Annotated in this window: 20 protein-coding genes; 16 read left to right on the top strand and 4 right to left on the bottom strand. The window is 70.6% G+C overall.

Annotation, left to right across the window (positions count from 1 at the left end; translation table 11 throughout):
* Positions 1–96: 96 nt before the first annotated feature.
* From WJM96_RS08360 to mepA, 3 genes are read left to right on the top strand one after another with little or no spacing between them, the layout of a single operon-like run.
* Entirely contained in the window at positions 97–2,067 is a 1,971-nt protein-coding gene (locus tag WJM96_RS08360; RefSeq protein ID WP_424812012.1) for a hypothetical protein, read from the top strand.
* A 41-nt stretch (positions 2,068–2,108) separates the two neighbouring features.
* Positions 2,109–3,524 carry a D-glycero-beta-D-manno-heptose-7-phosphate kinase gene (rfaE1, locus tag WJM96_RS08355; RefSeq protein WP_424812011.1) on the top strand — a complete coding sequence of 472 codons (1,416 nt, stop codon included), beginning with the start codon at positions 2,109–2,111 and terminating at the stop codon, positions 3,522–3,524.
* Positions 3,517–4,338, top strand: coding sequence for a penicillin-insensitive murein endopeptidase (gene mepA, locus WJM96_RS08350; RefSeq protein ID WP_424812010.1), 822 nt, complete (start codon positions 3,517–3,519; stop codon positions 4,336–4,338). The genes rfaE1 and mepA overlap by 8 nt, the downstream gene beginning before the upstream one ends.
* On the opposite strand, the gene WJM96_RS08345 is transcribed toward mepA, so the two are convergent.
* Positions 4,339–6,066, bottom strand: coding sequence for an FAD-dependent oxidoreductase (locus WJM96_RS08345; RefSeq protein ID WP_424812009.1), 1,728 nt, complete (start codon positions 6,064–6,066; stop codon positions 4,339–4,341).
* Between the two features lie 105 nt (positions 6,067–6,171).
* Here WJM96_RS08345 and lgt point away from each other — a divergent pair, with 105 nt between their 5' ends.
* The 10 genes from lgt (at position 6,172) to WJM96_RS08295 (ending at position 14,591) form a co-directional block, all read left to right on the top strand.
* The gene (lgt, locus tag WJM96_RS08340; protein ID WP_424812008.1) at positions 6,172–6,957 is read left to right on the top strand and encodes a prolipoprotein diacylglyceryl transferase; all 786 of its coding nucleotides are present in this window, start codon (positions 6,172–6,174) and stop codon (positions 6,955–6,957) included.
* Complete coding sequence (locus tag WJM96_RS08335) at positions 6,957–7,928, top strand: class I SAM-dependent methyltransferase (RefSeq protein WP_424812007.1); 972 nt, start codon at positions 6,957–6,959, stop codon at positions 7,926–7,928. The genes lgt and WJM96_RS08335 overlap by 1 nt, the downstream gene beginning before the upstream one ends.
* Entirely contained in the window at positions 7,928–8,656 is a 729-nt protein-coding gene (locus WJM96_RS08330; RefSeq protein ID WP_424812006.1) for a polyphenol oxidase family protein, read from the top strand. Before WJM96_RS08335 ends, WJM96_RS08330 begins: the two co-directional genes overlap by 1 nt.
* 62 nt (positions 8,657–8,718) lie before the next feature.
* Positions 8,719–9,597, top strand: a complete 879-nt coding sequence (locus WJM96_RS08325) for a hypothetical protein (protein ID WP_424812005.1) — start codon at positions 8,719–8,721, stop codon at positions 9,595–9,597.
* A gap of 82 nt (positions 9,598–9,679) precedes the next feature.
* On the top strand, positions 9,680–10,612 hold the full coding sequence (locus tag WJM96_RS08320; RefSeq protein ID WP_424812004.1) for a ribose-phosphate pyrophosphokinase: 933 nt from the start codon (positions 9,680–9,682) through the stop codon (positions 10,610–10,612).
* Positions 10,613–10,623: 11 nt separating this feature from the next.
* The gene (locus tag WJM96_RS08315; protein ID WP_424812003.1) at positions 10,624–11,241 is read left to right on the top strand and encodes a glutathione S-transferase family protein; all 618 of its coding nucleotides are present in this window, start codon (positions 10,624–10,626) and stop codon (positions 11,239–11,241) included.
* 25 nt (positions 11,242–11,266) lie between these two features.
* The gene (locus tag WJM96_RS08310; RefSeq protein WP_424812002.1) at positions 11,267–11,893 is read left to right on the top strand and encodes a glutathione S-transferase family protein; all 627 of its coding nucleotides are present in this window, start codon (positions 11,267–11,269) and stop codon (positions 11,891–11,893) included.
* A complete protein-coding gene (locus tag WJM96_RS08305) occupies positions 11,890–12,504 on the top strand; it encodes a glutathione S-transferase family protein (protein WP_424812001.1) in 615 nt (204 codons plus the stop codon). Before WJM96_RS08310 ends, WJM96_RS08305 begins: the two co-directional genes overlap by 4 nt.
* On the top strand, positions 12,501–13,070 hold the full coding sequence (locus tag WJM96_RS08300; RefSeq protein WP_424812000.1) for a histidine phosphatase family protein: 570 nt from the start codon (positions 12,501–12,503) through the stop codon (positions 13,068–13,070). The genes WJM96_RS08305 and WJM96_RS08300 overlap by 4 nt, the downstream gene beginning before the upstream one ends.
* Positions 13,071–13,073: 3 nt before the next feature.
* Positions 13,074–14,591: an amidohydrolase family protein gene (locus WJM96_RS08295; RefSeq protein WP_424811999.1), complete on the top strand. Its 1,518-nt coding sequence runs from the start codon at positions 13,074–13,076 to the stop codon at positions 14,589–14,591.
* Here WJM96_RS08295 and WJM96_RS08290 read toward each other — a convergent pair.
* Positions 14,588–15,712 carry an anhydro-N-acetylmuramic acid kinase gene (locus WJM96_RS08290; RefSeq protein ID WP_424813084.1) on the bottom strand — a complete coding sequence of 375 codons (1,125 nt, stop codon included), beginning with the start codon at positions 15,710–15,712 and terminating at the stop codon, positions 14,588–14,590. The genes WJM96_RS08295 and WJM96_RS08290 overlap by 4 nt on opposite strands.
* A gap of 53 nt (positions 15,713–15,765) precedes the next feature.
* Here WJM96_RS08290 and tyrS point away from each other — a divergent pair, with 53 nt between their 5' ends.
* Positions 15,766–16,995, top strand: coding sequence for a tyrosine--tRNA ligase (gene tyrS, locus WJM96_RS08285; RefSeq protein ID WP_424811998.1), 1,230 nt, complete (start codon positions 15,766–15,768; stop codon positions 16,993–16,995).
* Here tyrS and WJM96_RS08280 read toward each other — a convergent pair.
* Positions 16,895–18,868 carry an AsmA family protein gene (locus WJM96_RS08280; RefSeq protein WP_424811997.1) on the bottom strand — a complete coding sequence of 658 codons (1,974 nt, stop codon included), beginning with the start codon at positions 18,866–18,868 and terminating at the stop codon, positions 16,895–16,897. The two genes, tyrS and WJM96_RS08280, sit on opposite strands and share 101 nt — an antisense overlap.
* A 127-nt stretch (positions 18,869–18,995) precedes the next feature.
* Here WJM96_RS08280 and WJM96_RS08275 point away from each other — a divergent pair, with 127 nt between their 5' ends.
* Together WJM96_RS08275 and WJM96_RS08270 are read left to right on the top strand one after the other, a co-directional pair.
* Complete coding sequence (locus WJM96_RS08275) at positions 18,996–20,696, top strand: N-acyl-D-amino-acid deacylase family protein (RefSeq protein WP_424811996.1); 1,701 nt, start codon at positions 18,996–18,998, stop codon at positions 20,694–20,696.
* Positions 20,693–22,393, top strand: a complete 1,701-nt coding sequence (locus WJM96_RS08270; RefSeq protein ID WP_424811995.1) for an N-acyl-D-amino-acid deacylase family protein — start codon at positions 20,693–20,695, stop codon at positions 22,391–22,393. The genes WJM96_RS08275 and WJM96_RS08270 overlap by 4 nt, the downstream gene beginning before the upstream one ends.
* On the opposite strand, the gene WJM96_RS08265 is transcribed toward WJM96_RS08270, so the two are convergent.
* On the bottom strand, positions 22,376–23,311 hold the full coding sequence (locus tag WJM96_RS08265; protein WP_424811994.1) for a Gfo/Idh/MocA family oxidoreductase: 936 nt from the start codon (positions 23,309–23,311) through the stop codon (positions 22,376–22,378). The genes WJM96_RS08270 and WJM96_RS08265 overlap by 18 nt on opposite strands.
* Between the last annotated feature and the right edge of the window lie 66 nt (positions 23,312–23,377).

The raw sequence follows: 23,377 nt of genomic DNA, 5'->3' as shown, positions 1-23,377 counted from the left end.
GGCGGCAACACGGCCCGATTATCGCCAGAAAAGGGCGGTGCGTAACGGAGTGTCACGGTTCCCAAACGACTGATCCGACGCCATAAGGCGCGCCGTATGACGCTCCCCCCCGTTCCGGATTCGCGCTGGGCCGCCAGCCGGGCCGACCTGCTGGCCGCGCTGCTGGCGGGGGTTCTGGTCGCCGCCTGCATGCCGGGCCCGCGCCTCGCCGCGGGCGCCGGGGCGGCGGTGGCGGCATGGGGCGCGCTCGGCCTCGGGCGGGCCATGGCGCGCGCGTTCCGGCTCGACGCGCCGGCGGAGCTCGCCCTGGTGCTGGGCCTCGTGTTGCTGGCCTATGCGATGGCCCTGCCGCACTGGCTCTGGGGCGCGGATATCCTGTGGACCGGGATGGGCACGACGGCACTTGGCCTGCTGCTCTGGCGCCCGCCGCGCGCCCCCGGGCAAGGCGCAGCCCTGCTGGCGATCCTCGCGGCCTTTGGCTTCGCGCTGGCCTGGAACCTGGAGGTCGCGCAGCGCTTCGCCGGCTTCGCGAGCAGCGGCACGCTCGCGCTCTGGACCGATGTCTTCCTGCACGCCTCGACCATCGCCGAGATGGGCGACCCACGCTCGCTCGGACGCGGCAACTCCACCTTCGCCGACCTCCCGGTGCTCGCCTATCACTTCGTAAGCTTCGCACTTCCGGCGCTGGCCGTCCGTGGCGTGGACGCCGTCCCCCTCGCGACGGTGACGGGCATCTGGCTGCCCGTCGGCATCCTGGCCATGGCGCTGGGCGTGCTGGCCGCGGGGCGCGCGCTGGCCGGAATGGCGGGCGGCGCGCTGGCGCTGCTGCTTCTCGCCGCCCTGCCCGACAGCGCCTCGCAGGGATGGGGAGTCGGCTTCCTCTCCTTTCACTGGTTGCTGGAAACCTCGCCGGCCTCGGGCCTGGCTCTGGGCTGCGCGATGGTCTCGCTGGCCCTCCTGGCGCGGGCCGAGGGCGGGCGCGGGATCGTGTTGTCGATGCTGCCCATGCTCGCGGTGTCGCTGCTGCGGGCGCAGATCTTCGTCTGGTTCGCCCTGCCCTGGGCGGTCTGCGCCGTGCTGCAAAGCAATCTCGTGGCACGCCGCTGGAAGGCGCCGCTCATGGCAGCTGGGGCGATGCTGGCGTGGGCCGGCCTGCTCTGGATCAACCGCGCCGCGATTGCCGAGCATGGGCTCCTCGGCGATGCGACGCGCTTCTTCCGCTTCCTCCGCAGCACCGAGCCCCTCTCCGCCTATGCCGCCGCCCTCGACGGGCTCGACGGCCCCTGGGCCTGGCCGGGCGAGGCGGTCCTGGCGCTCTCGGGCTTCGGCCTCATTCCGCTGGTGGGCACGCTGCTGGGGTTGTTCTTGCTGCGCCGGCGCGGCCTCGCGACTTCCATCGATGTCTTCCCGCTGGCCGCCCTGCTCTGGGCCGTCGCGCTCATGTCCTGGGCGCCCACGCCCTCCAACGGCGATTTCACCGAGTTTCGCCATCGCGGCTTCCTGGTCGTGACGCTCGTCCTGCAGCTCTGGGTCGCCCGGGCGCTGGTCCTGCTGTTGCCCCGGCTGGCACGGCCCATGCCGCTCGCGCTCGGCGCGCTGGCGGCCGGGCTTGTGACCTGGCAGTCGGGCGCGGCATGGAAGGCGCCACGGATGGAATGGGCGCGGTCCTTCCGCCACAACGAGGTCCCGCGTCCGGTGGTCGAGGCCGCTGCCTGGATGCGCGCGAACGCCGGCCGCTCCGACGCCTTCGCCCTGGCCCGGCCGGACCCGGCGGCGATCCTCATGGACGAGGGTGCTCTTCTGGCAGGGCTGAGCGGCGTCCCCTCCTACCTCGCCCGGGCTGGCCTTCATCGGATGAACCGGCCAGGACAGGTGGCGGAACGCGAGACCGCCCTGGCCGCCATCGTCGCCGCGCCCTCCGAGGCGGAGGCCATGGCGAGGCTCCACGCCATTCGTGTCGGCTTCTATGTCGTGACCGGCGGGCAAGGGCCGGACTGGGACCCGGACCTGACCCGCGCGAACTTCCGCGCGGAGGGCATCGCCATCTATGCGGTGCCTCCCGGCTGACGCCTCTTCGGCGCGGGGCTTTCCCGGTGTAGAAGCGGGCCATGCTCGATCTTTCCGGCCACCGCGTCGTCTGTCTGGGCGACGTGATGCTCGACCGCTTCCTCTATGGCGACGCCAGCCGTCTCTCGCCCGAGGCGCCCGTCCCCGTGGTTCGCCTGGGCCGCACGCAATCCATGGCGGGCGGCGCGGGCAATGTCGCGCGCAACATCGCCGCGCTCGGCGGCGAGCCCGCGCTGATCGGCCTCGTCGGCGAGGATGACGAGGCGCGCGAGCTTGCGTCCCTGCTGGGTGGCCAGGCCCGGCTGCTGCCCTCGGCGGCGCGGCGGACCACCACCAAGCTCCGCGTCATCGCCGGCCGCCAGCAGATCGTCCGCGTGGACGAGGAGCAGCGCCGCGAGGCCGATGCCGCCGAGGCCGCCGCCATCGCTGACGCGCTCGCCGCCGCCCTGAAGGGCGCCGAGGCGCTGATCCTCTCGGACTACGGCAAGGGCGTGCTGACGCCCTCCGTCCTTGGCCACGCCATCGCGGCCGCCCGCGCGATGGGAGTGCCGGTTATCGCCGACCCCAAGGGGCGCGACTTCACCCGCTATGCCGGCGCTGCGTGCCTGACGCCCAATGCCGCCGAACTGGCGGAAGCGACCGGCCTGCCCGTCTCCGCCGACGCCGATTGCGAAGCCGCCGCCCGCGCGGTCCTGGCGGAGGTCGCGGTCGATGCCGTGCTGGTGACGCGCAGCGAGAAGGGCATGATGCTCGTCCGCCGCGACCAGCCCGCCATCACCGTCCCCGCCATGGCGCGCGAGGTCTTCGATGTCTCCGGCGCGGGCGACACGGTGATCGCGACGCTGGCGCTCGGCGTCGCCGCCGGCCTGCCGCTGGAGGGCGCGATGCGCACCGCCAATGCCGCGGCGGGCGTCGTCGTCGGCAAGCTGGGCACCGCCACCTGCTCGGCCGCCGAGCTCGACCATGCGCTGCGCGAAGCCGAGGGCGCGACCGGCGACGCGCTGAGCTGGCCCGCCGCAAAGCGACTGGTGCAATCCTGGAAGGAGCAGGGCCTGGCCGTGGGCTTCGCCAATGGCTGCTTCGACGTGCTGCATGCGGGCCATACCCGCATGCTCCGCGCCGCCCGCGCGCAATGCGACAGGTTGGTGGTGGCGCTCAACGCCGATGCCTCGGTGACGCGCCTCAAGGGCGCGAACCGCCCCGTGAACCCGCTGGAGGATCGCGCCGCCGTGATCGCCGCCCTCGCCTCGGTGGACGCCGTCATCGCCTTCGATCAGGACACGCCGTTGGAGGCGATCCTGGAGCTTCGCCCCGACCGCCTCTTCAAGGGCGCCGACTACACCATCGCGGAAGTCGTGGGCGCGCCGGAGGTCGCTTCCTGGGGCGGGCAGACCCTGCTCCTGGACCTGCTGCCGGGACGTTCCACCACCTCCATCCTGGCGCGCGCCCGTGGCTAGGCTCGCGCTGCTTCTCCTGCTGCTGATGGCGGGCCCCGCCGCCGCGCAGCCCGCCTCCGTCTGGGCCGCGGTGCCGGCGCCGAGCCAGGGCCCGCCGCGCGTGATCGGCGGCACAGCGCTCGGCTGCATCTCGGGTGCCGTCGGCCTTCCGCCGGAGGGGCCGGGTTACCAGGTGGTGCGGCTCTCGCGGAACCGTTTCTGGGGCCATCCGGACCTGATCCGCTTCGTACAGTCTCTGGCCGCGCGCACCCGTGGCCAGGGCATGCCGGACCTCTGGATCGGCGACCTGGGCCAGCCCCGCGGCGGCCCCATGCCCAATGCCCATGTGAGCCACCAGAGCGGCATCGACGTGGACATCTGGCTCGACCTCAACCCCAAGCCCGCCATGAGCCGCCCCGCGCGCGAGAGCATTCCCGAGACCTCGCTGGTGCTGCCGGACCAGTCGGCCGTGGACCCGTCCCGCTTCACGCCCCAGCACGCGCGTCTCATCCGCCTCGCGGCCGAGGCGCCGGGCGTGGACCGCGTGCTGGTGAACCACGGCATCAAGCGCAGCCTCTGCGCCATGCATCGCGGCGAATCCTGGCTGCACCGCGTGCGGCCCTGGCGGGGGCATGACAGCCACATGCATGTCCGCCTGCGCTGCCCCGCGAGCTCGCCCGATTGCCGCGAAGGCCCCGCCATCCCGGCCGGCGATGGCTGCGACTCGAGCCTCGATTGGTGGCTCAGCGATGAATCGCGCCGCCGGCCGCCGGGCCCGCCCGGGCCGCCGCCGCGCTTGCCGGCGCAGTGCCAGGGCGTGCTGCGGATGCCGTGATCAGGCGTTCTCCGATCCCACCGCATGATGGTGGGTGAAGAGGCCGTCCGGATCGTAGCGGCGCTTCACCTCGAGGAGCCGCCGGTAGTTCGAACCCCAATAGGTGATCTGCCAGTCGCGCTCGAAATAGTCGCTTTCCCAGACATAGGCCGCGGCGCCGGGAACGATGCGGCGCAGCCGTGCGATGGCGGCGGCGACCCGCGCCGCATTGAGGCGCGCCCGCGCGAGATCCGGCTCAGGTCCGGGCTGGCCGGGAAAGGCCGGCGACCCCTCGACACCGCTGATGGCAAGGGCGAAGGCATCGGCCGCGGCCGGGTGGGTGGCGGTCCCGCGGAAGGCGGCCAGCGCCTCCTGAGGCGCGCCGGAAAGCCCCTTGTTGAAATGGAGAGCGACCGTCGCGTGGCGGCTCGCCTCCAGGATGGCCTGCTGGAGCGAGACCATCCCGGCTTCTCGCAGCAAGGCCGAGGGCAGCCAGGCCGAGCCGTAGCCGTGCAGGTACTGCCCCACTTGGCCCTGGTCGCCGGCCCAGAAGAAATGGCCGGGAGCTGCGCCCGGCCTCGAATCCGGCAAGGTGAGGCCGGGCACCGCCTGCCGTAGCCAGGCGGCGTCCCACATGCGCCGCGCCGGCAGCGCCAGGACGCGGATCGGCGCCTCGATCTCCGCGTCCGCGCCGGCCAGGAAAGGCTGCCAGACCTGCTCCGCTTCCGCCTGGGAGAGGTCCTGGAAAACCATGCCGAAGACGAGCGAATTGTCAGGCCGGAAGCGCACGCTCTCGCCCCAATGCGGGTTGTGCAGCGCGTCGCGGTAGAAGGTCATGAACCGCGCGATGAGGTTCCGGAACCCAGCCTCGTCGCGCGCACGGAGGGTCCCGAAGACGCCGCCGAACGTGCCGGGCAGCGCATGGGTCCGCAGCGTGAGGCGCGTCACCACGCCGAATCCCGCGCCGCCGCCTTTCAAGGCCCAGAAGAGGTCCGGGTCCCGATCGGCGTTCACGGTCCGGATGCGGCCATCAGCGGTCACCACCTCCGCCTCCAGCAGCCCGCTGGCCGCTGTGCCGAAGCGTTTGGAGAAGCTGCCGAAGCCCCCGCCCTGCACCAGCCCGGCCACGCCGACGGTCGTACATCCGCCGCCCTGTACATAACGCCCGGCGCCCGTCGTCACGGCCTCGTAGGCGTGCAGCCAGAGCGCCCCCGCGCCGAGCGAGACGGCAGGCACGGCCTGTCCGGCGGAGCCTTGGGGCAGGAAGGCCTCGTGCAGGGTCACGTCGCGCATCCGGCGCGTCCAGATCAGCAGGGAATTCGCCGCGTTCGAGGTTCCCTTGTAGCTATGGCCGCCGCCTTTCACGACAAGCCGCAAGCCATGGGTGCGGGCGAAGTCCACGGCCGCCGCCACGTCGCCGGAATTCCGCGCGGCCACCGCATAGGCGCTCGGCCGCGACGTCCACGCCCCGGCCCAGCCGGAGGTCTGCGTCAGCGCGGGGTGGTCGCCCAGGAAGAAGGGGTTGCGAAGCTGCGCCAAGGCTTCCTGGCAGCCGGGCGCCCCGGAACAGCCGTCGAAGGGCGAGACGGGCCGCAGGAGGGCGCCCCCTACCCGGGTTTCCAGCCCCGCCCATTCGTCATGCGAGGGCCATCCTTGCTGGCCGGGCGCGGGCCTTGCCAGGGCCGGCCGCGCAATGGCAGGGCTGGCTGCCAGGGCACTGGCCGCGAGAGAGAATTTTCGTCGCTGCATCGCTCCTCCGCAGCCCGCAATTGGCGCCGGCGGCCGGATGTTCAACCGCTTCCGTGTCCCGGGAGCGATATCGCGTCCCGGCGAAATGCTTTACCCCTCCGGCGCATGCAGTACCCGCAGATCGACCCCATCGCCCTCCAGATCGGCCCGCTGGCGATCCGCTGGTACGCGCTGGCCTATATCGCCGGCATCGTGCTGGGGTGGCGCATCGCGCGCCGGCTGACGGTCACCGAGCCCAAGGCCTCAACGGCCGAGCAGATGGACGATTTCGTCACCTGGGCCACGCTCGGCATCATCCTGGGTGGGCGGCTCGGCTACGTGCTGTTCTACCGGCCGGGCCACTACCTTTTCCACCCGCTGGAAGCCCTGATGGTCTGGCAGGGCGGCATGTCCTTCCATGGCGGGCTGATCGGCGTGGTCACCGCCATCATTCTCTTCTGCCGGAAGAACAAGCTCAGCATCCTGGCCTTCGGCGACCGCATCGCCATCGTGGCGCCGATCGGCCTGTTCTTCGGCCGCCTCGCCAACTTCATCAATGGCGAGCTCTGGGGCCGGGCGGCCGATGTGCCCTGGGCCATGGTCTTCCCGGCCGACCCGCTGCAGATCCCTCGCCACCCCAGCCAGCTCTACCAGGCGGGGCTGGAAGGGCTCGTCCTCTTTGTGGCGCTGCTGCTGCTCTGGAGCCACAAGCCTTTCCGCCACCGGCCCGGCTTCTTCGTGGGCTCCATGGTGCTGGGCTACGGCATCGCGCGCATCATCGGGGAGTTCTTCCGCGAGCCGGACGCGCATCTGGGTTTCCTCTTCGCGGGCGCGACCATGGGGCAGCTCCTCTCGATCCCGATGCTGCTGGTGGGCGCTTTCCTCATCTGGCGCTCGCGGCCTTCCGCCTGATGGAGCGGCTGGACGCCTTCATGGCCCGCGCCGCCGCCGCCTATTACGCGAAGGGCGAAGGCATCGGGCGGGACTTCACGACGGCGCCGGAGATGAGCCAGGCCTTCGGCGAGTGCCTCGGCCTCTGGGCCGGCGTCACCTGGCAGGCCATGGGCGCGCCCTCCCGCGTGGTGCTGGCCGAGCTCGGACCCGGGCGGGGCACGCTGATGGCCGATGCCCTGCGCGGCGTGCGCGACGTGCTGCCCGGCTTCGCGGCGGCGATCGAGCTTCACCTGGTCGAGACCTCGCCCCAGCTTCGGGCGGCGCAGCGTGCCAAGCTGGGCGATGCAGCCCATTGGCACGAGGGGATCGACACCCTTCCACCCGGCCCCGCCATCATCCTGGCCAACGAGTTCTTCGACGCCCTGCCCATCCGCCAGTTCATCCGCCGTGCGGATGGCTGGAAGGAGCGGCACGTGGAAGCCGGCGCCTTCGCCGAGCTTCCCGCCGACCGCGCGGAAGACGCGCCGGAGGGCAGCATCCGCGAATGGGGCGAGGCCTCCGAGGCTGTCATGACGAAGCTCGCCCGTCGCATCGCCAGCCAGGGCGGCGCGCTCCTGGCGCTGGATTATGGCCCCGCCCAGAGTGGCTTCGGCGACACGCTCCAGGCGCTCCGCGGGCACGACCGCGCCGACCCGCTGGCCGACCCCGGCGAGGTGGACATCACCGCGCATGTGGACTTCGCGGCCCTCGCGGCCGTGGCGCGCCGCACCGGGGCCACCCCGCATGGCCCGCTGCCCATGGGGCTCTTCCTTCAGCGCCTGGGGCTGATGAGCCGCAGCGCGATGCTGGCCCAGGCCGCGCCCCGCAGCGCGGGCATGATCCTCTCGGCCGCCCAGCGCCTCGTGGCGCCCGAGGGCATGGGCCAGCTGTTCAAGGCGCTGGCGATCGCCCACCCTGCCCTGCCCACCCCAGCCGGATTCGAGCCCTGATGGCGGAGTTCCTGACCCATTCCGCGCTTGCCGCGCGCCATGGCTTCTTCACCCGGCGCGGAGGCGTTTCCACCGGCGCCTACGCCGAGCTGAATTGCGGCCTGCGCGGCGACGACGCAGCCGAGAACGTGGCCGAGAACCGCGCCCGGGCTGCCCGTGCCCTGGGCGGGACGCCCGAAGGGCTGCGCTCGCTCCGGCAGGTTCATGGCCCCCGCGTGATCGAGGCCGGCGCCCCCTGGGACGCCTTGCCGGAGGCAGACGGCATGGTGACGCGCGAGCCGGGCGTCACGCTCGGAATCATCACCGCCGATTGCGCCCCGGTGCTCTTCGAGGACCGCGAGGCCGGCATCATCGGCGCGGCCCATGCGGGTTGGCGGGGCGCCGTGGGCGGCGTGCTGGAGGCCACCGCCGAGGCCATGCGCGCCCTCGGCGCCACCCGGATCACTGCCGTCGTCGGCCCCTGCATCGCCCAGGCGAGCTATGAGGTCCGCGCCGATCTGCGCGACGCCGTGGCCGATCCGCGCTTCTTCACCCCCGGCCGGGACGAGGAACACTTCCAGTTCGACCTCGCGGGCTATTGCGTCGCGCGCCTGGTCGCGGCGGGACTGGAGGCTCAATCCCTGAACATCGACACCCTGACCGACGACGCCCGCTTCTTCAGCCACCGGCGACGGACGCTGGCGGGCGGCGGGCCGCTCGGCCACCAGATCTCGGCGATCATGCTATGAGCGGCCCATGCCCTACATGTTCATCTTCCTGCTGCTGCTCCTCCTGGGCGCGATGGCTTCCTGTGTCCTGGGCTAGGCTGAGCCTGGTCCTGCTGCTGGCACTGGGCGCGTGCGCGGACATCACGCCGCATTGGGGCCGGCCTGGGGGCATGTCGCGCGTTCTGGCCATCCCGCTCGCCGTGCGCCTCGCCGTGCCGCCGCCGGCAGAGGCCTTGCTGAGTAACGAGGGCGCCGACGTCTTCGCGAATGCTCTGGCCGAGGCGCTGCAGGCCGTGGACGTGCCCGCCGTGGCCACGACCACGCCCCAGCCGCTCGACTGGCGGCTGCAGATCACGGCCAGCAACACGGGCAGCACCGTCCAGCCACGCTTCGAGATCCTGAACGCCGACGGCCGTTCGCAGACCGCCTTCCAGGGCACGGCCATCCCGACCGCCGCCTGGGCCGAGGGCTCGCCCGAGCTGCTACGTTCCGTCGCCGCCCAGGCGGCGCCGCGCGTGACGCAGGCGCTGCTCTCGGTGCAGGCCGCCCGTGCCTCGGCCACGCCGGCCGCACTTCAGGCAGGTCCGTCCCGCGTCCGGCTCATGCCTGTCCGCGGCGCGCCGGGCGACGGCAACCTCGCGCTCGGCAACCGCATGCGGGAATTCCTGGGCACCAAGGGCTATGTCGTGCAGGACATCGCCGAAGGCGCGGCCTATGGGGTCACGGCAGAAGTCGCCGTCGTGCCGGGCTCCCCGGGTACCAACCGCGTGGAAATCCAATGGATCGTGTCCCGGCGGGACGGGCATGAGCTCGGCCGCGTGGTGCAGATCAACGAGGTTCCGCTGGGCAGCCTCAACCGCTTCTGGGGCGATGTCGCCTACGTCGCCGCCCAGGAGGCGGCGGGCGGCGTCGAGACCATCATCAACAACGCGAACACCCTTCCACCCGCGGGCTCAGGCTGATTTCGCGGGACGGGCAAGTTTACACATCCCGGCGCGGCGGCTATTCGCTGCCGCGTCCGGCAACCAGGGGTGACATGGCCCGATGAAGATCGTCGCGTGCAACAGCAACCTGCCCCTGGCAAAGGCGGTGGCAGACAAGCTCGGCCTGCCGCTGACCAATGCCTCGGTCCGCCGCTTCGCGGATATGGAGGTCTTCGTGGAGATCCACGAGAACATCCGCGGCGAGGATGTCTTCGTGATCCAGTCCACGAGCTATCCGGCCAATGACAACCTGATGGAGCTGCTCATCACGCTGGACGCGCTGCGCCGTTCCTCGGCCCGCCGCGTGACCGCCGTGATGCCCTATTTCGGCTACGCCCGGCAGGACCGGAAGAGCAGCCCGCGCTCGCCCATCTCGGCGAAGCTGGTCGCGAACCTCATCACCCAGGCGGGTGCCGACCGCGTGCTGACGATGGATCTGCACGCCGGCCAGATCCAGGGCTTCTTCGACATTCCCGTCGACAACCTCTACGCCGCGCCCCTCTTCGCCCGCGATATCCAGAGCCGCTTCGCCGGGCGGGACCTGATGGTAGTAAGTCCCGACGTGGGCGGCGTGGTGCGTGCGCGGGCGATCGCGCAGCAGATCCACAGCGACCTCGCCATCATCGACAAGCGCCGTCCCCGCGCCGGCGTCTCCGAAGTCATGAACGTGATCGGTGACGTCGAGGGCCGTGACTGCATCATCGTGGACGACATCATCGACAGCGGCGGCACGCACTGCAACGCGGCCGAGGCGCTGATGAAGAACGGCGCGAAGTCGGCCAGCGTGTACGTCACGCACGGCGTCTTCTCCGGCGGCGCGGTGGCGCGGGTCGAGAAGGCGCCCATCGAGTCGATGATCGTCACCGACAGCATCGCGGCGACCCAGGCGGTGCAGGAGGCGACGAATATCCGCCAGCTTCCCATCGCCCCGCTTCTGGCGGAAGCTATGCGCCGAATCAGCGAGGAGAGGTCGGTCTCGTCGCTGTTCTGCTGAACAGGGACACCATGAAGCTCTTCTATTCGCCCGGCGCCTGCTCGGTCGGCATCCATGTGATTCTGGAAGAGCTGGGCCGGCCGTTCGAGCCCGTGCGGGTCTCGACGCGCGACGGCTCGAACCGCAAACCCGAATACCTGGCCATCAATCCCAAGGCGAAGGTGCCCGCGCTGATGCGCGACGACGGCACCGTGCTGACGGAATTCCCTGTCATCGCCTGGTGGCTCGCCCGCTCCAACCCCCAAGCCGCCCTCATCCCGGCCGATCTCGACGGCGAGGCGCGCGCGATGGAGTGGATGGACTACCTCTGCGGCACCGTTCACCCGCAGGGCTTCACCCGCCAGTTCCGCGCCGACCGCTTCGCGAAGGACGAGGCCGACCAGCCGCGGGTGATCGCCCAGGGCAAGGCCGCGGCCGAGGAATACCTGGCGCTGGTGGACAGCCGCCTCGCGGGCGATCCGTGGCTGCTGGCCTCGGGCTACTCCGTCGCGGACGCGGCGCTCTTCTTCCTCGAGAACTGGGCGGCCGGCCGCGCGGGAATGACGCTGCCGCCCAGGCTCGCGAAGCATCTCGCGGCCATGAAGGCCCGCCCCGCCGTCCAGCGCGCCCTCGCGCGCGAAGCCGTCTGACACGTCCACACAGGGAGAAAAGTCCATGAAGCTCTATTACGCCCCCGGCGCCTGCTCGCTCGGCATTCACGCCCTGCTCGAGGAAAGCGGCCAGCCCTATGAGGCCGAGTGGCTCAAGATCCGCGAAGGCGCGCAGTTCAAGCCGGAATTCACCTCGATCAACTCCAAGTCCAAGGTGCCGACGCTGGTGCGCGACGATGGCTCGGTCGTCACCGAGTTCCCGGCCATCGCCTATTGGATCGCCGCCAAGTTCCCGGCCGCGAAGCTGATGCCCGCGACCGCCGAGGACCAGGCTCGCGCCATCGAGGTGACTGACTACTGTGTCGCCACGCTGCACATGCAGGCCTTCTCCCGCATGTTCCGTCCCGAGAACTACGCCCCCTCCGCCGGCGACCACGAGGCCGTGAAGGAGAAGGGCAAGGAGATGTACCTGAAGGGCCTCGCCTGGCTCGACAAGGCGATCGAGGGCAAGCAGTACATGGCCGGCGACAGCTTCAGCTTCGGCGACGCCGCGCCCTTCTACGTCATCTTCTGGGCGAAGGAGCGGATGAAGCTCGACCTGCCCAAGAACGTCGCCGCCTATTACGAGCGCCTGCTGGCCCGTCCCGCCATCGCCAAGGCGATGAAGGACGAAGGCCTGCTCGCCGCTTGATCCTCTACGTCTCCACGCGCAGCTCCAGCATGGCGGCGAGGTTCGGCCTCGCGCTCTCGGGGCTGCGCGCGGAGGTCCGGGAGATCGGGCTGCGGAAGGGCGAGGGCCGGAAGCCGGCATACCTGGCCGTCAATCCGAAGGGTCAGGTGCCCGCGCTGGTGCTCGACGACGGAACGGTCGTCACCGAGACGCCCGCGATCCTGCTGGCGCTGGGGGAGATGGCGCCAGAAAGCGGGCTGATCCCGCAGGAGCGCGTGGCGCGCTGGCGCGTGGCCGAGTTCATGGCCTGGTGCTGCTGGCAGATCCCGCGCGGCTTCCAGCCAGGCTTCGCGCCGCATCGCTTCGGGCCCGCCCCGGCCGAGGGCGAGATCCAGCGCATGGCGCTGATCCGTGTCGAGGAGGCGCTGGCCTATCTCGACACCCAACTCGAGGGCCGCGACTGGGCGGTCGGCCAGGCCCCCACGGCCGCCGACTGCACCATCGTCCTGCTCACCATTTTCGCGGGGTTCCTGGGCGTGGCCCCTCCGGATAGTCTGATGGCGCACCGCAGGCGGCTCTTCGCCCTGCCCGCGCTCGCCGCAACGCTCGAGGCTGAAGGGTTCTCCGCATGAGACTCAATCCCATCCCCTTCTGGTTCCTCCGCCATGGGGAGACCGACTGGAACGCCGAGGGGCTGAGCCAGGGCAATACCGACATCCCGCTGAACCATGTCGGGATCATGCAAGCCAGGCGCGCGGCGAAGACGCTGAGCGTGGTGCCCATCAAGACGATCGTCTGCTCGCCGCTCAGCCGCGCCAAGGACACGGCCGAGATGGTGGCCGAGCAGCTGAAGCTCGGCGTCATCGTCGATGACGAGCTGCGCGAGGTCGAATTCGGCGAGCAGGAAGGCAAGCCGATGGGCGACTGGTACGACGACTGGATCGCCGGCACCTACACGCCCGTGGGCGCCGAGACTTTCTCCGCGCTCCGGGCCCGCGCCGTCAGCGCCATCAACCGTGCGACGGCGCTGCAGGCGCCCGTCCTGGTGGTGGCGCACGGGGCGCTCTGGCGCGCCTTCCGCTACGAGGCGGGGCTGCCCGCCAATGTCCGCACGCCCAACGCCCTGCCGCTTCACGTGAAGCCAGGCGAGAACGGCGAATGGGTCATCGACCAGCTCGAGCTCGTTCCGGAGTTCTGATCCATGGCGAAGGCGGAACCCGGTTGGCAGATCATCCGGGGCGGCCGCGTCGCCGACCCGGAGCTTCGCCGCGCGGCCCCGGCCGAGATCCTGATCCAGGACGGCATCATCCGGGAGGTGGGCGAGAGCCTGGCCGCGCCCGAAGGCACCGCGGTCGTGGATGCTTCCGGCTGCCTGCTGCATCCGGGGCTGGTGAACGCCCATGTCCATGGCCATGGCGGCCTGGGCCGCGGCCAGGGCGACCGCTGGTCGCTGGAGACGCTGCTGGCCTCGGCGCCCTGGGTGGGCGGCAGCCGCAGCCTGGCCGACAAGCGCCTCTCTACCCTGCTCTGCGCGGCCGAGATGGTCGCGAAGGGCTGCACCTGCGCCTATGACCTGACGACCGAGGTGCCCACCCCGACTGTCGAGGGGCTGGACGCCGTGGCCGATGCCTATTCGGCCGTGGGCATGCGCGCGGTGGTGGCGCCCATGGTCGCCGACCGCTCGCTCTACGAGGCCATTCCCGGCCTGCTCGACGCGCTCCCGGACAATCTGCGCCGCGAGGCGGAGAAGATCCGCCTGCGCCCCGCGCAGGAGACGCTCGCCGTCATGGCCCAGGCGCTGAAGCACTGGCGCTGGAACGCCGAGGACATCCGCTTCGCCGTGGCGCCGACCATCCCGCATCACTGCACGCGGGAATTCCTCTGCGGCTGCCGGGACCTCGCGCGGGAATACGGCGTGGGCCTGCACAGCCATGTGGCCGAGAGCAAGGTCCAGGCCGTCGTCGGCATGTCCACCTACGGCCGCACGCTGACACAGCACATGGACAGCCTCGGCCTCATCGGGCCGCAATTCACGGTCGCGCACGGCGTCTGGCTGGACGATGAGGATCTGAAGCTGCTGGCGGACCGGGGCGCGTCCATTGCGCACAACCCGGCCTCCAACATGAAGCTCGGCAACGGCATGTTCCGGCTGAAGCGGGCGCTGGATCTCGGTGTGAATGTCGGGCTCGGCACGGATGGCGTGACCAGCGGCGACAATTGCAACATGTACGAGGCGATGCGCCTCGCCGCCTTCACCTCTCACGTGCAGACGCCGGTGCCGCAGAACTGGGCGACGGCCGAGCAGGTCTATCGCGCGGGCACGCTCGGCTCGGCGCGGGCGGCGGGCTTCGACGACCTGGGCGCGATCGCGCCGGGGATGAAGGCCGACATCGTCTTCCTCGATCTCGTGAAGCCGCACTGGATGCCGCACAACTCCACGATGAACCAGCTGGTCCACGCCGAGGATTCGACCGGCGTGCGGCATGTGATGATCGGCGGGCGCTTCGTCTATCGCGACGGCCGCCACACGCTCATCGACCTCGCGAAGCTGGTGGACGAGGCGGAGGCCGCGCGGGACCGGCTGGAGGCTGCGAACGCCCAGCAGAAGGCGCTGTTCGAGCTGCTGGAGCCGGTTGTGGCGAGCTTCTGCTCCGGCCTCGCGTCGCGGCCCTACCACCTGTCGCGCTACATGTGCGACGCCCCGAATTCGGGCGTCTAGAGCAACCCGCCCAGGATCTGGCCGCCGCGCATCTCGCGGGGCGCGCCGGTCGTGCCCGGGAAGCTGATCGGCAGGCCCCGCGCCGTGCGCGCGGCCAGGATGGCGAAGCACTGCGCCTCCAGCGCATCGCCGTTCCAGCCCGCGACCTCCACGGGCCGCACCGGCTCGCTCAGCGTAGCTTGCAGTGCCCGCATCATCGCCGGGTTCCGCCTTCCGCCGCCCGCGACCAGCCATTGCAGCGGCGGTTCTGGGAAATGGCGCGCGGCCGCCGCCACGCAGACGGCGGCGAAGGCCACCAGGGTGGCCGCGCCATCCTGGGGCGAGAGCGCCTGGGCGCCGGCCTCGCGCAACGCGCGGTCGAAATCGAGCCGGTCCAGCGACTTGGGCGGCTCCTGCGCCAGATAGGGGTGGCCCATCAGCCGGCCGAGCACGGCGCCATCCGCGTGGCCCGCCAGGGCCAGATGCCCGTTCTTGTCATAGTCGCGCCCCAGCGAGCGCTTGGCCCAATCGTCGAGGGGGCCATTGGCCGGGCCCGTGTCGAAGGCCATCAGCTCGCCGTCGGCGCCCAGATAGGTGACGTTCCCGACCCCACCCAGGTTCAGCACCGCAAGCGGCTTCGGAAGCCCCGCGGCCAGCGCGGCATGGGCAATGGGCACCAGCGGTGCCCCCTGCCCGCCCGCCGCCACGTCTGCCGTGCGGAAGTCATAGGCCACGGAAAGTCCGGTGCTTCGCGCCAGCAGCTGCGCGTCGCCGATCTGCCAGGTGTAGCCCCGGGCATTCGCGCCATCGCCCGGCCGGATGGGGCGGTGCAGGATGGTCTGGCCGTGGAAGCCGATCAGCTCGGCTTCCGGGAGCCCGGCCCGGGCGGCCTCCACCGCCACGCGCGCCACAGCCGCCGCATGGCGGTCCGTGAGGCGCCCCGTGCAGTCGAGCAGGAAGGGGTCGTCGGCCGAAAGGTTGGGCGCCAGTTCCAGCAGGCGCCGCAGGTCGCGACGGAGCGCAGGCTCATAGGGAACCGTCAACGCCGGGCCCAGCTGGCCCACGCGCTCCCCATCCGTCTCCACCCATGCGGCGTCCACCCCGTCGAGCGAGGTTCCGCTCATCAGGCCCACGATTCTCAACATCGGCGGATTGTGCTACGCCGCACGCCCTTACGCCAATCGGGTCCTACGGCATGTCTGCGCGAAACTTCATCGAGATCGTCCGCGAACGCGGCTTCATCAACCAGGTCACGGACGAGGCGGGGCTGACCGCGCGTTTCGCCGAGGGTCCCGTCGCCGCCTATATCGGCTTCGACGCCACGGCCGACAGCCTTCATGTCGGCCATCTCGTGCCCATCATGCTGCTGCGCTGGCTGGCCACCACGGGCAACCGACCGGTCGTCCTCATGGGCGGCGGAACGACCAAGATCGGCGATCCGTCCGGCCGCGACGAGACGCGCATGATCCTGACCGAGGAGCGGATCGAGGAGAACAAGCGCAGCATCCTGCGCGCCTTCGACAATCTGCTGACCTTCGGCGACAAGCCCGGCACGGCCATCATGCTCGACAATGCCGAGTGGCTGGACCAGCTGCGCTACATCCCGTTCCTGCGCGAGGTCGGACGGCACTTCAGTGTGAACCGCATGCTGACCATGGACAGCGTGCGCCTGCGCCTGGAGCGCGATCAGCCGCTGACCTTCATCGAATTCAACTACATGCTGCTGCAGAGCTACGACTTCGTGGAGCTGAACCGCCGCCAGGGCGTGACGCTGCAAATGGGCGGCAGCGACCAGTGGGGCAACATCGTGCTCGGCGTCGACCTGCTGCGCCGCATGGACCAGAAGGAGGCCTTCGGTCTCACCGTACCGCTCATCACCACGGCTTCCGGCGCCAAGATGGGCAAGACGGCCGCGGGTGCCGTGTGGCTGAACGCCGACCGTGTCTCGCCCTACGACTACTGGCAGTTCTGGCGCAACGCCGAGGATGCCGATGTGGGACGATTCCTCGCCCTCTTCACCGAGCTGCCGATGGACGAGGTCCGCCGCCTGGGTGCGCTCCAGGGGTCCGAGGTGAACGAGGCCAAGAAGATCCTCGCCACCGAGGCGACCGCGCTGCTGCATGGCCGCGCCGCCGCCGACCAGGCCGCCGAGACGGCCCGCCTCGCCTTCGAGCAGGGCGCGGCCGCCGAGACGCTGCCCACCATTACCGCCGCCCTGCCCGCGACGCTGGCCGACCTCCTGGTCAGCGCCGGCCTCGCCGCCAGCAAGGGGGAGGCCCGGCGCCTGGTGGCGCAGAACGGCATCCGCCTCAACGACGACACGGTCAGCGACGCGCAGCGGGCCGTGACTGCCGACGATTTGCGCGACGGGGCTGCGAAGCTCTCGGCGGGGCGGAAGAAGCACGTGCTGGTGCGGGCGGCGTAGCCACCGCCCCACCATGGAAGCAGCGGTTGCCACGGAGCGAATCCCTCAGCTCCGCGGGCACGGCGGCCACGTTGTCGGCTGCCGCGAGCCGCGCGCGCCCATCCGCGGACCATTGCGCGGGCCGGATGCTCGGGTTCGCGAAGCTGCCGCTGATCTGCATAGGCACATCGAGTGCCCAGAAGCTCGTGGTGTCGCGCTGGCTGCCGATCACCGCGTCCAGCGTGCGGCGGTTCAGGTCGAACGTCGCCATGCCGCCGACCGAGCCGGTCCCGGCCTGGATACGCAAAGGCGACAGCTCGCCCCGGCCGGCCCGGATATGCACGACGCCCAGCAGGCAGGAAATCGGCGTCCGGCCGCTCGCCGTGCGAAAGAGCGCCCGGATGTCGGTCGAGGCGAGCTCGATCACCTGGCGGTCGATCATCCCCTGCGGCATGGAAACCACCGCCGAGATATCGGCCGTGCTGGAGATGCCGTTCAGGGTCTGGCCCTGCCCCGTCGCCGCCGCGATGGCCTCCACGCGCCCGGAAAGCGGCAGCGACCGCAGTCCGAAGGCGCGGCGCAGCGTGTCGAGGTCACCCTCCCGCAGGCGGACGCCCGCCGTCACCGCGACCTGATCGCCTGGCCGGGTCTCGATCTGTCCCGCGGCGGTGATGCGCGCTCCGAAGGCCCGCATCTCGAGCTCGTCCACCACCACGCGGTCAGCGGTCGTCGCGGCCTGCAGGCGCACGGCCGTGGCCCGCAGATCGCCATAAGCGAGGCTCCCCGCCGTAAGCCGTGCCTCGATCAACGGGTCGGGCGTGGGGCTGACGAAGCGCCGCAGGTCGATATCCGTGTTGTCGCCGCCCCGCTCAGGCCCGCCCAGGATGCGGTTGAGGTCGAGCGCCTCGAAGCCGAGGTGCGCGACGAGGCGGTCGGGCTGGCCGCTTCCTCCCTCGCGCAGCTCCAGGAGATCGCCGGCGACCTTCTCGTTCGCCAGTTCACCGGTGACGCGGCGCAGGCGCCACAGGTCGCCCTCGCGCTGGAAATCGCCCTCCAGGCGAACCGGCGCATGAAGCCGCCCCTCGATCTCGCCGATGGCCAGCAGGCCCTGCGGGTCCGGCGCGTGGAAGCTCAGATGCCCTGAGATCCCGTCGAAATTGAGGGGGTCGGTGGCGGTGCCGCGCAGGCGGAGGGTCGTGTCCCGACTTTGGGCCGTCAGGTCGAAGGGAAACGGCTTTTCCCAGTCCCAGAGTTGCTCGAAGCTGCCGAGACGGGTCTCCAGCCGCAGGGGAATCCGGTTGTAGGCGCCCTGTGCGTTCAGCTGCACGGGCTGGTCGGACCCCCCGGTTTCCAGTGAGACGTCATCGAGGCCGATGCGCAGCGTCCTGCCGCTGCTGGTGCGAACCAGCACCTCGCTGCGGGTCATGGTGACGCGGGGAACATAGGGAAAGTCCCGTCGCGATTCCGGCTGCGGCCCCGAGGGGCCAGGCGCCACCGGGTCCTCCCCGCCGAGGCGCCAGTTTCTGCGACGGCCGGGTGCGCGCTCCAGCAGCAGGGACATGCCCTCGACCGCCGCGCCATGCACGACGGCCTCGCCGCGCAGCACCAGCGGCAGCAGCTCCACCTCGGCGGAAAGGGCCGCTACCTCCAGCATCTCGGGCCGGCTCCCGCCTTCGATGTTGGCGAGCTTCACGCCGCGCATGGCGATGCTCAGCGTCAGCCCGGGCGTGATCCGCAGGCTTTCCACCTCCACGCGGCGTCCGGCCGCCCGGGTGAGATAGGGCGAAGCGTAGGAGGCGAGCTCGACGCCCGGCAGCGCGAACCACGCGGCGACGACGGCCGACACCAAAAGGGCCGAGAGCGCCGAGAAGCCGATGATGAGGAGGCGCCACAAGCCCAACAATCCTTATCCACTATGGGATATCACCGAACGCCGTGACATTCCATGGAGTTGCGTCCGCCCCTCTCGCCCTCCCGTACATGCCATGCCATCATCCGGACAAATCGAGGAAGAATGTCCAATGGCAGATCCCAGCCTGATCATCCGCGGCGGAACCGTCGTGGATGGGACCGGCGCCGCGCCTTATGAGGCCGATATCGCGCTCGACGGCGCGCGCATCGCGGCGATGGGCCGCAACCTCTCCGTCCCCCGCGGGACGGAGGAGATCGATGCCCGCGGACACCTTGTCACGCCCGGTTTCGTGGACATCCACACGCATTACGACGCGCAGGTCACCTGGACCTCGCGCATCCTCTCATCCTCGCTGCACGGCGTAACGACGGCGCTGCTGGGCAATTGCGGCGTGGGCTTCGCCCCTTGCCGGCCGGATAGCCGCGACATGCTGGTGAAGCTGATGGAAGGGGTGGAGGACCTGCCCGAGGTGGTTCTGACCGAGGGCCTGCCCTGGAACTGGGAAAGCTTCCCCGACTATCTGAACGCGCTGGACAGCCGCCCCTACGATATGGACATCGCCACGCAGGTGCCGCACGCTGCGCTCCGCGTCCATGTCATGGGCCGCCGCGGTTTCGAGCGCGAGCCCGCCACGGCCGAGGACCGCGCCGAGATGGCCCGCCTGGCCCGCGAGGGCATCGCGGCGGGCGCCCTGGGCTTCTCCACCTCCCGCGCCATCGCCCACAAGACGCTGGCGGGCGAGCCCACGCCGACCCTGGGTGCGGCCGAGATCGAGCTCGCGGAGATCGCGGGCGGGCTCGGCGGCGGCTGGATGCAGCTGATCTCCGACTTCGACGACCCGGCGGAGGAAGAGTGGGAGCGGCTGATGCGGATCGCCCGCATCGCCAGGCGGCCCATGACCTTCTCGCTGCTACAGCGCGAATCCCGCCCGGAATTCTGGCGCTGGATACTGGACAAGGTCAGCGAGGCCAATGCCGAGGGCATCCCCATCACCGGCCAGGTGATGGGCCGGCCGGTCGGGCTCATGTTCGGCTGGGAGCTGTCGCAGCACCCCTTCCTGACCCGTGCCGGATACCAGGAAGTGGCGCATCTCCCCATCGCCGAGCGGGTCGAGGCCCTGCGCGACCCCGGCCGTCGCGCGCGCATCCTGGCCGAGCAGACTGAGGATCCGGCACTGCGCGCCCGCCTCAACAACTACGCCCGCCTCTACAAGCTGACGCCGGACTACGAGCCTCCGCCGGAGGCCAGCGTGCTGGAGCAAGCCAGGGCCCAGGGCCGCGACCCCGAGGACCTCTGCTACGACTGGATGATGGAGGAAGGCGGCCGCGCTATCCTCAACCGCCCGCTTCTGAACTACGCCTACGGGAACCTCGACGTGATCCGCGAGATGGTCACTCATCCGCACACGCTCATGGGCCTCGGCGATGGCGGGGCGCATGTCGGCTATATCTGCGACGCCTCCGCCCAGACCCATATGCTGACCCATTGGGCCCGCGACCGCGCCCGCGGCAATAAGCTGCCTGTCGAATTCGTGGTGAAGCGGCTGTCCTCGGACAACGCCTCGGCGCTGGGGCTTCACGACCGCGGCGTCCTGAAAGTCGGCAAGAAAGCCGATCTCAATGTCATTGATTTTGAAGCTTTGACGATCGAGCGTCCGAACATGCGCTACGACCTGCCCGCGGGCGGCAAGCGGCTCGTTCAGGGTGCCAAGGGCTATGCTGCCACCATCCTCTCCGGCCAAGTCACGCAGCGGCACGGGGAATTCACAGAGGCCCTGCCGGGCCGCCTCATCCGGGGAGCCAAGTCATGAGCCAGCACGATCTCGTCATCCGCGGCGGACAAGTCATCGATGGAACCGGAACACCGGGCTTCCGGGCGGATATCGCCATACAGGACGGGCAGATCGTCCAGGTGGGCGAGGTCAAGGGCAAGGGGCGGGAGGAGATCGACGCCACCGGCCTCGTGGTCGCGCCGGGCTTCGTCGATATTCACACGCATTATGACGGGCAGGCCGTGTGGGACAGCCACCTCGCCCCCTCCGCGATCCATGGCGTGACCACGGCCCTCATGGGCAATTGCGGCGTGGGCTTCGCCCCCTGCCGCGCCGAGGACCGCGACACGCTCATCGCCCTGATGGAAGGCGTCGAGGATATCCCCGGCCCGGTCCTGCACGAGGGGCTGAACTGGTCCTGGGAAAGCTTCCCCGAATACCTCGACGCGCTGGATCGCAAGGAGCGCGACATCGACATCGGCGCCCTGCTGCCCCACGGCGCGCTGCGCGTGCATGTGATGGGGGAGCGCGCGCTGGAGCTGGAGAACGCCACCCCGGCCGAGATCGAGGCGATGCGCCGCCTCACCGCCGAGGCCGTCAAGGCCGGCGCCTTCGGTGTCAGCACCAGCCGCACCATCAGCCACAAGACGCTGGCGGGCGATCCGACGCCGACGCTCAAGGCGCAGGAGGAGGAGCTGGCGGGCCTGGCCCACGGGCTCACTGAGGGCGGGGGCGGACTGGTGGAGATCGTCTCCGACTGGAACACGCCGGACCCGGCCACGGAATTCGCCATCGTCCGCCGCGTTTCGGAGGCCTCGGGCCGGCCTGTGGTGTTCTCGCTGACCGCACGGCATGACCGCACCGAGGCCTGGAAGGAGCTGCTGGCCCTCTCCGACAAGGCGGCCGATGACGGGCTCAGCATCCGCCCGGTCTTCCCGCCGCGGCCCATCGGCATCCTGCTCGGGCTGGTCGGTAGCCAGAATCCCTTCTCGGGCTGCCCTTCCTACAAGGAGATCGGCCACCTGCCGCCGGCCGAGCGCGCGGCCGCGATGCGCGATCCGGCACGCCGGGCCAAAATGCTGCAGGAAGACCGGGTTGCGGGCTCCAACTTCCCTCTCATCACAAGATTGAGCTGGGAGCGGATGTTTCCGTTCGGAAATCCCCCCGACTACGCCCCCACCCGCGACAAGAGCTTCGGCGCTCAGGCCGAGCGCGAGGGCCGCAGGCCGGAAGAGGTGGTCTATGATTTCCTCGCCGACGGCGAAGGTGCCAACTTCATCTTCGCACCGCTCACGAACTTTGCGGACTATACCCTTGATGCGTCAGCAGAATGCATCCGGCATCGCAATGCCATCATCGGGCTTTCGGATGGCGGGGCGCATGTCGGCTTCATCTCCGACGGCAGCTTCCCGACCTTCGTCCTGATGCACTGGACCAAGAACGGCTTCTCGCTGGAGGAGCTGATCCGTCGCCAGACGAGCGACACCGCCCGCGCCATGGGGTTGAACGACCGCGGCGTGCTGGCCCCGGGCTACCTGGCTGACATCAACCTGATCGCGACGGACGAGCTCGGGCTGGAACAGCCCCGCATGCTCCACGACCTGCCGGCAGGCGGGAAGCGGTTGATGCAGGGGGCGCGGGGGTATCGCGCCACCATCAAGCGTGGCGTCGTGACCTACCGGAACGGCAAGGCGACCGGCGCCTTGCCGGGCAAGCTGCTACGCCGAGGCCGCTAGGGCGGCTTCGACGCGCAGCGCCGCGTCCAGGGCCGCCCGGCCCTGGACGCCATTCGCCTCGTAGGCGCCGCCGCCGATCGCGGCCATGAAGGCGGCCTGCTCGGCTTCCAGGCTGTCATGATCCACCCAGCTTCGCCGGGTCAGGCCCCAGCCGGGCATGTTCTCCACCTCGACCTCGCCGTCGGGAGCCAGGAATTCGAGGCTGCGGGCCAGGAAGTCGACCCGCATCTCCCCCTCGGGGCCGAGCAGCCGCAGCTTGCGCTCCAGCCCCACGGCCACGCGGCTCGCGGTCACCTGGGCCTGGGTGCCGTCGGCGAAGCGCAGCTGGGCCACTGCCCAGTCGGGCAGCTTGGTCATGACGCTGCCGCCCACCGCCCGCACCTCGGCCAGCGGTGCCGGGACTAGGGAGAGGATCAGGTCCAGGTCGTGGATCATCAGGTCCAGCACCACGGAGACATCCAGGCTGCGCGGCCGGAAGGGCGCCACCCTCGTCGCCTCCAGCGCCACCAGCCGCCGGCCGGAAAGGCTTTCCCGCAACGTCTGGATGGCCGCCGAATGGCGCTCGATCTGCCCGACCATCAGCGTCAGGCCTCGCTCGGCGGCGAGCGCGATGAGCCCGTCGGCCTCCGCCAGCGTCGCCGTGATGGGCTTCTCCACGAAGACATGCTTGCCCGCACGCAGGGCCGCATCGGCCAGGCGCGCATGATGGAGCGTAGGAGTCGCGACGATCACCGCATCCGATGCCGCCAGCAGGGCCTCGGCGCCCAGCACCTCGCAGCCGGCCTCGCCCGCGACCAGCGCCGCGCGGGCCGCATCCGGGTCGTGCAAGCCGGAAAGATGCCCTGATTTCCCGAGCTTGAGCGCGTGGAAGCGGCCGAAATGCCCGGCGCCGAAGATGCCGACCTTGGGAGATTTCATGGGCTTTCCCTACTCCTTTCCGGGCGAGGCTTGCATCCCCCCCTCCCCCTCGTCATGTTCCGCCCG

It is taken from the genome of Roseococcus sp. YIM B11640 (genome assembly GCF_049727625.1).
Lineage (GTDB): Bacteria > Pseudomonadota > Alphaproteobacteria > Acetobacterales > Acetobacteraceae > Roseococcus.
The sequence above is the reverse complement of the archived record's forward strand: the minus strand, read 5'-3'. Positions and strand labels throughout refer to the sequence as shown.

What these genes read in the sequence shown, in the direction of transcription:
- WJM96_RS08360 (WP_424812012.1), top strand. Translation starts at nt 97, where the DNA reads ATGACGCTCCCCCCCGTTCCGGATTCGCGCTGGGCCGCCAGCCGGGCC.
- WJM96_RS08300 (WP_424812000.1), top strand. Translation starts at nt 12,501, where the DNA reads ATGAGACTCAATCCCATCCCCTTCTGGTTCCTCCGCCATGGGGAGACC.
- WJM96_RS08315 (WP_424812003.1), top strand. Translation starts at nt 10,624, where the DNA reads ATGAAGCTCTTCTATTCGCCCGGCGCCTGCTCGGTCGGCATCCATGTG.
- lgt (WP_424812008.1), top strand. Translation starts at nt 6,172, where the DNA reads ATGCAGTACCCGCAGATCGACCCCATCGCCCTCCAGATCGGCCCGCTG.
- WJM96_RS08270 (WP_424811995.1), top strand. Translation starts at nt 20,693, where the DNA reads ATGAGCCAGCACGATCTCGTCATCCGCGGCGGACAAGTCATCGATGGA.
- WJM96_RS08345 (WP_424812009.1), bottom strand. Translation starts at nt 6,066, where the DNA reads ATGCAGCGACGAAAATTCTCTCTCGCGGCCAGTGCCCTGGCAGCCAGC.
- WJM96_RS08310 (WP_424812002.1), top strand. Translation starts at nt 11,267, where the DNA reads ATGAAGCTCTATTACGCCCCCGGCGCCTGCTCGCTCGGCATTCACGCC.
- rfaE1 (WP_424812011.1), top strand. Translation starts at nt 2,109, where the DNA reads ATGCTCGATCTTTCCGGCCACCGCGTCGTCTGTCTGGGCGACGTGATG.
- WJM96_RS08335 (WP_424812007.1), top strand. Translation starts at nt 6,957, where the DNA reads ATGGAGCGGCTGGACGCCTTCATGGCCCGCGCCGCCGCCGCCTATTAC.
- WJM96_RS08275 (WP_424811996.1), top strand. Translation starts at nt 18,996, where the DNA reads ATGGCAGATCCCAGCCTGATCATCCGCGGCGGAACCGTCGTGGATGGG.
- WJM96_RS08330 (WP_424812006.1), top strand. Translation starts at nt 7,928, where the DNA reads ATGGCGGAGTTCCTGACCCATTCCGCGCTTGCCGCGCGCCATGGCTTC.
- WJM96_RS08320 (WP_424812004.1), top strand. Translation starts at nt 9,680, where the DNA reads ATGAAGATCGTCGCGTGCAACAGCAACCTGCCCCTGGCAAAGGCGGTG.
- WJM96_RS08295 (WP_424811999.1), top strand. Translation starts at nt 13,074, where the DNA reads ATGGCGAAGGCGGAACCCGGTTGGCAGATCATCCGGGGCGGCCGCGTC.
- tyrS (WP_424811998.1), top strand. Translation starts at nt 15,766, where the DNA reads ATGTCTGCGCGAAACTTCATCGAGATCGTCCGCGAACGCGGCTTCATC.
- WJM96_RS08265 (WP_424811994.1), bottom strand. Translation starts at nt 23,311, where the DNA reads ATGAAATCTCCCAAGGTCGGCATCTTCGGCGCCGGGCATTTCGGCCGC.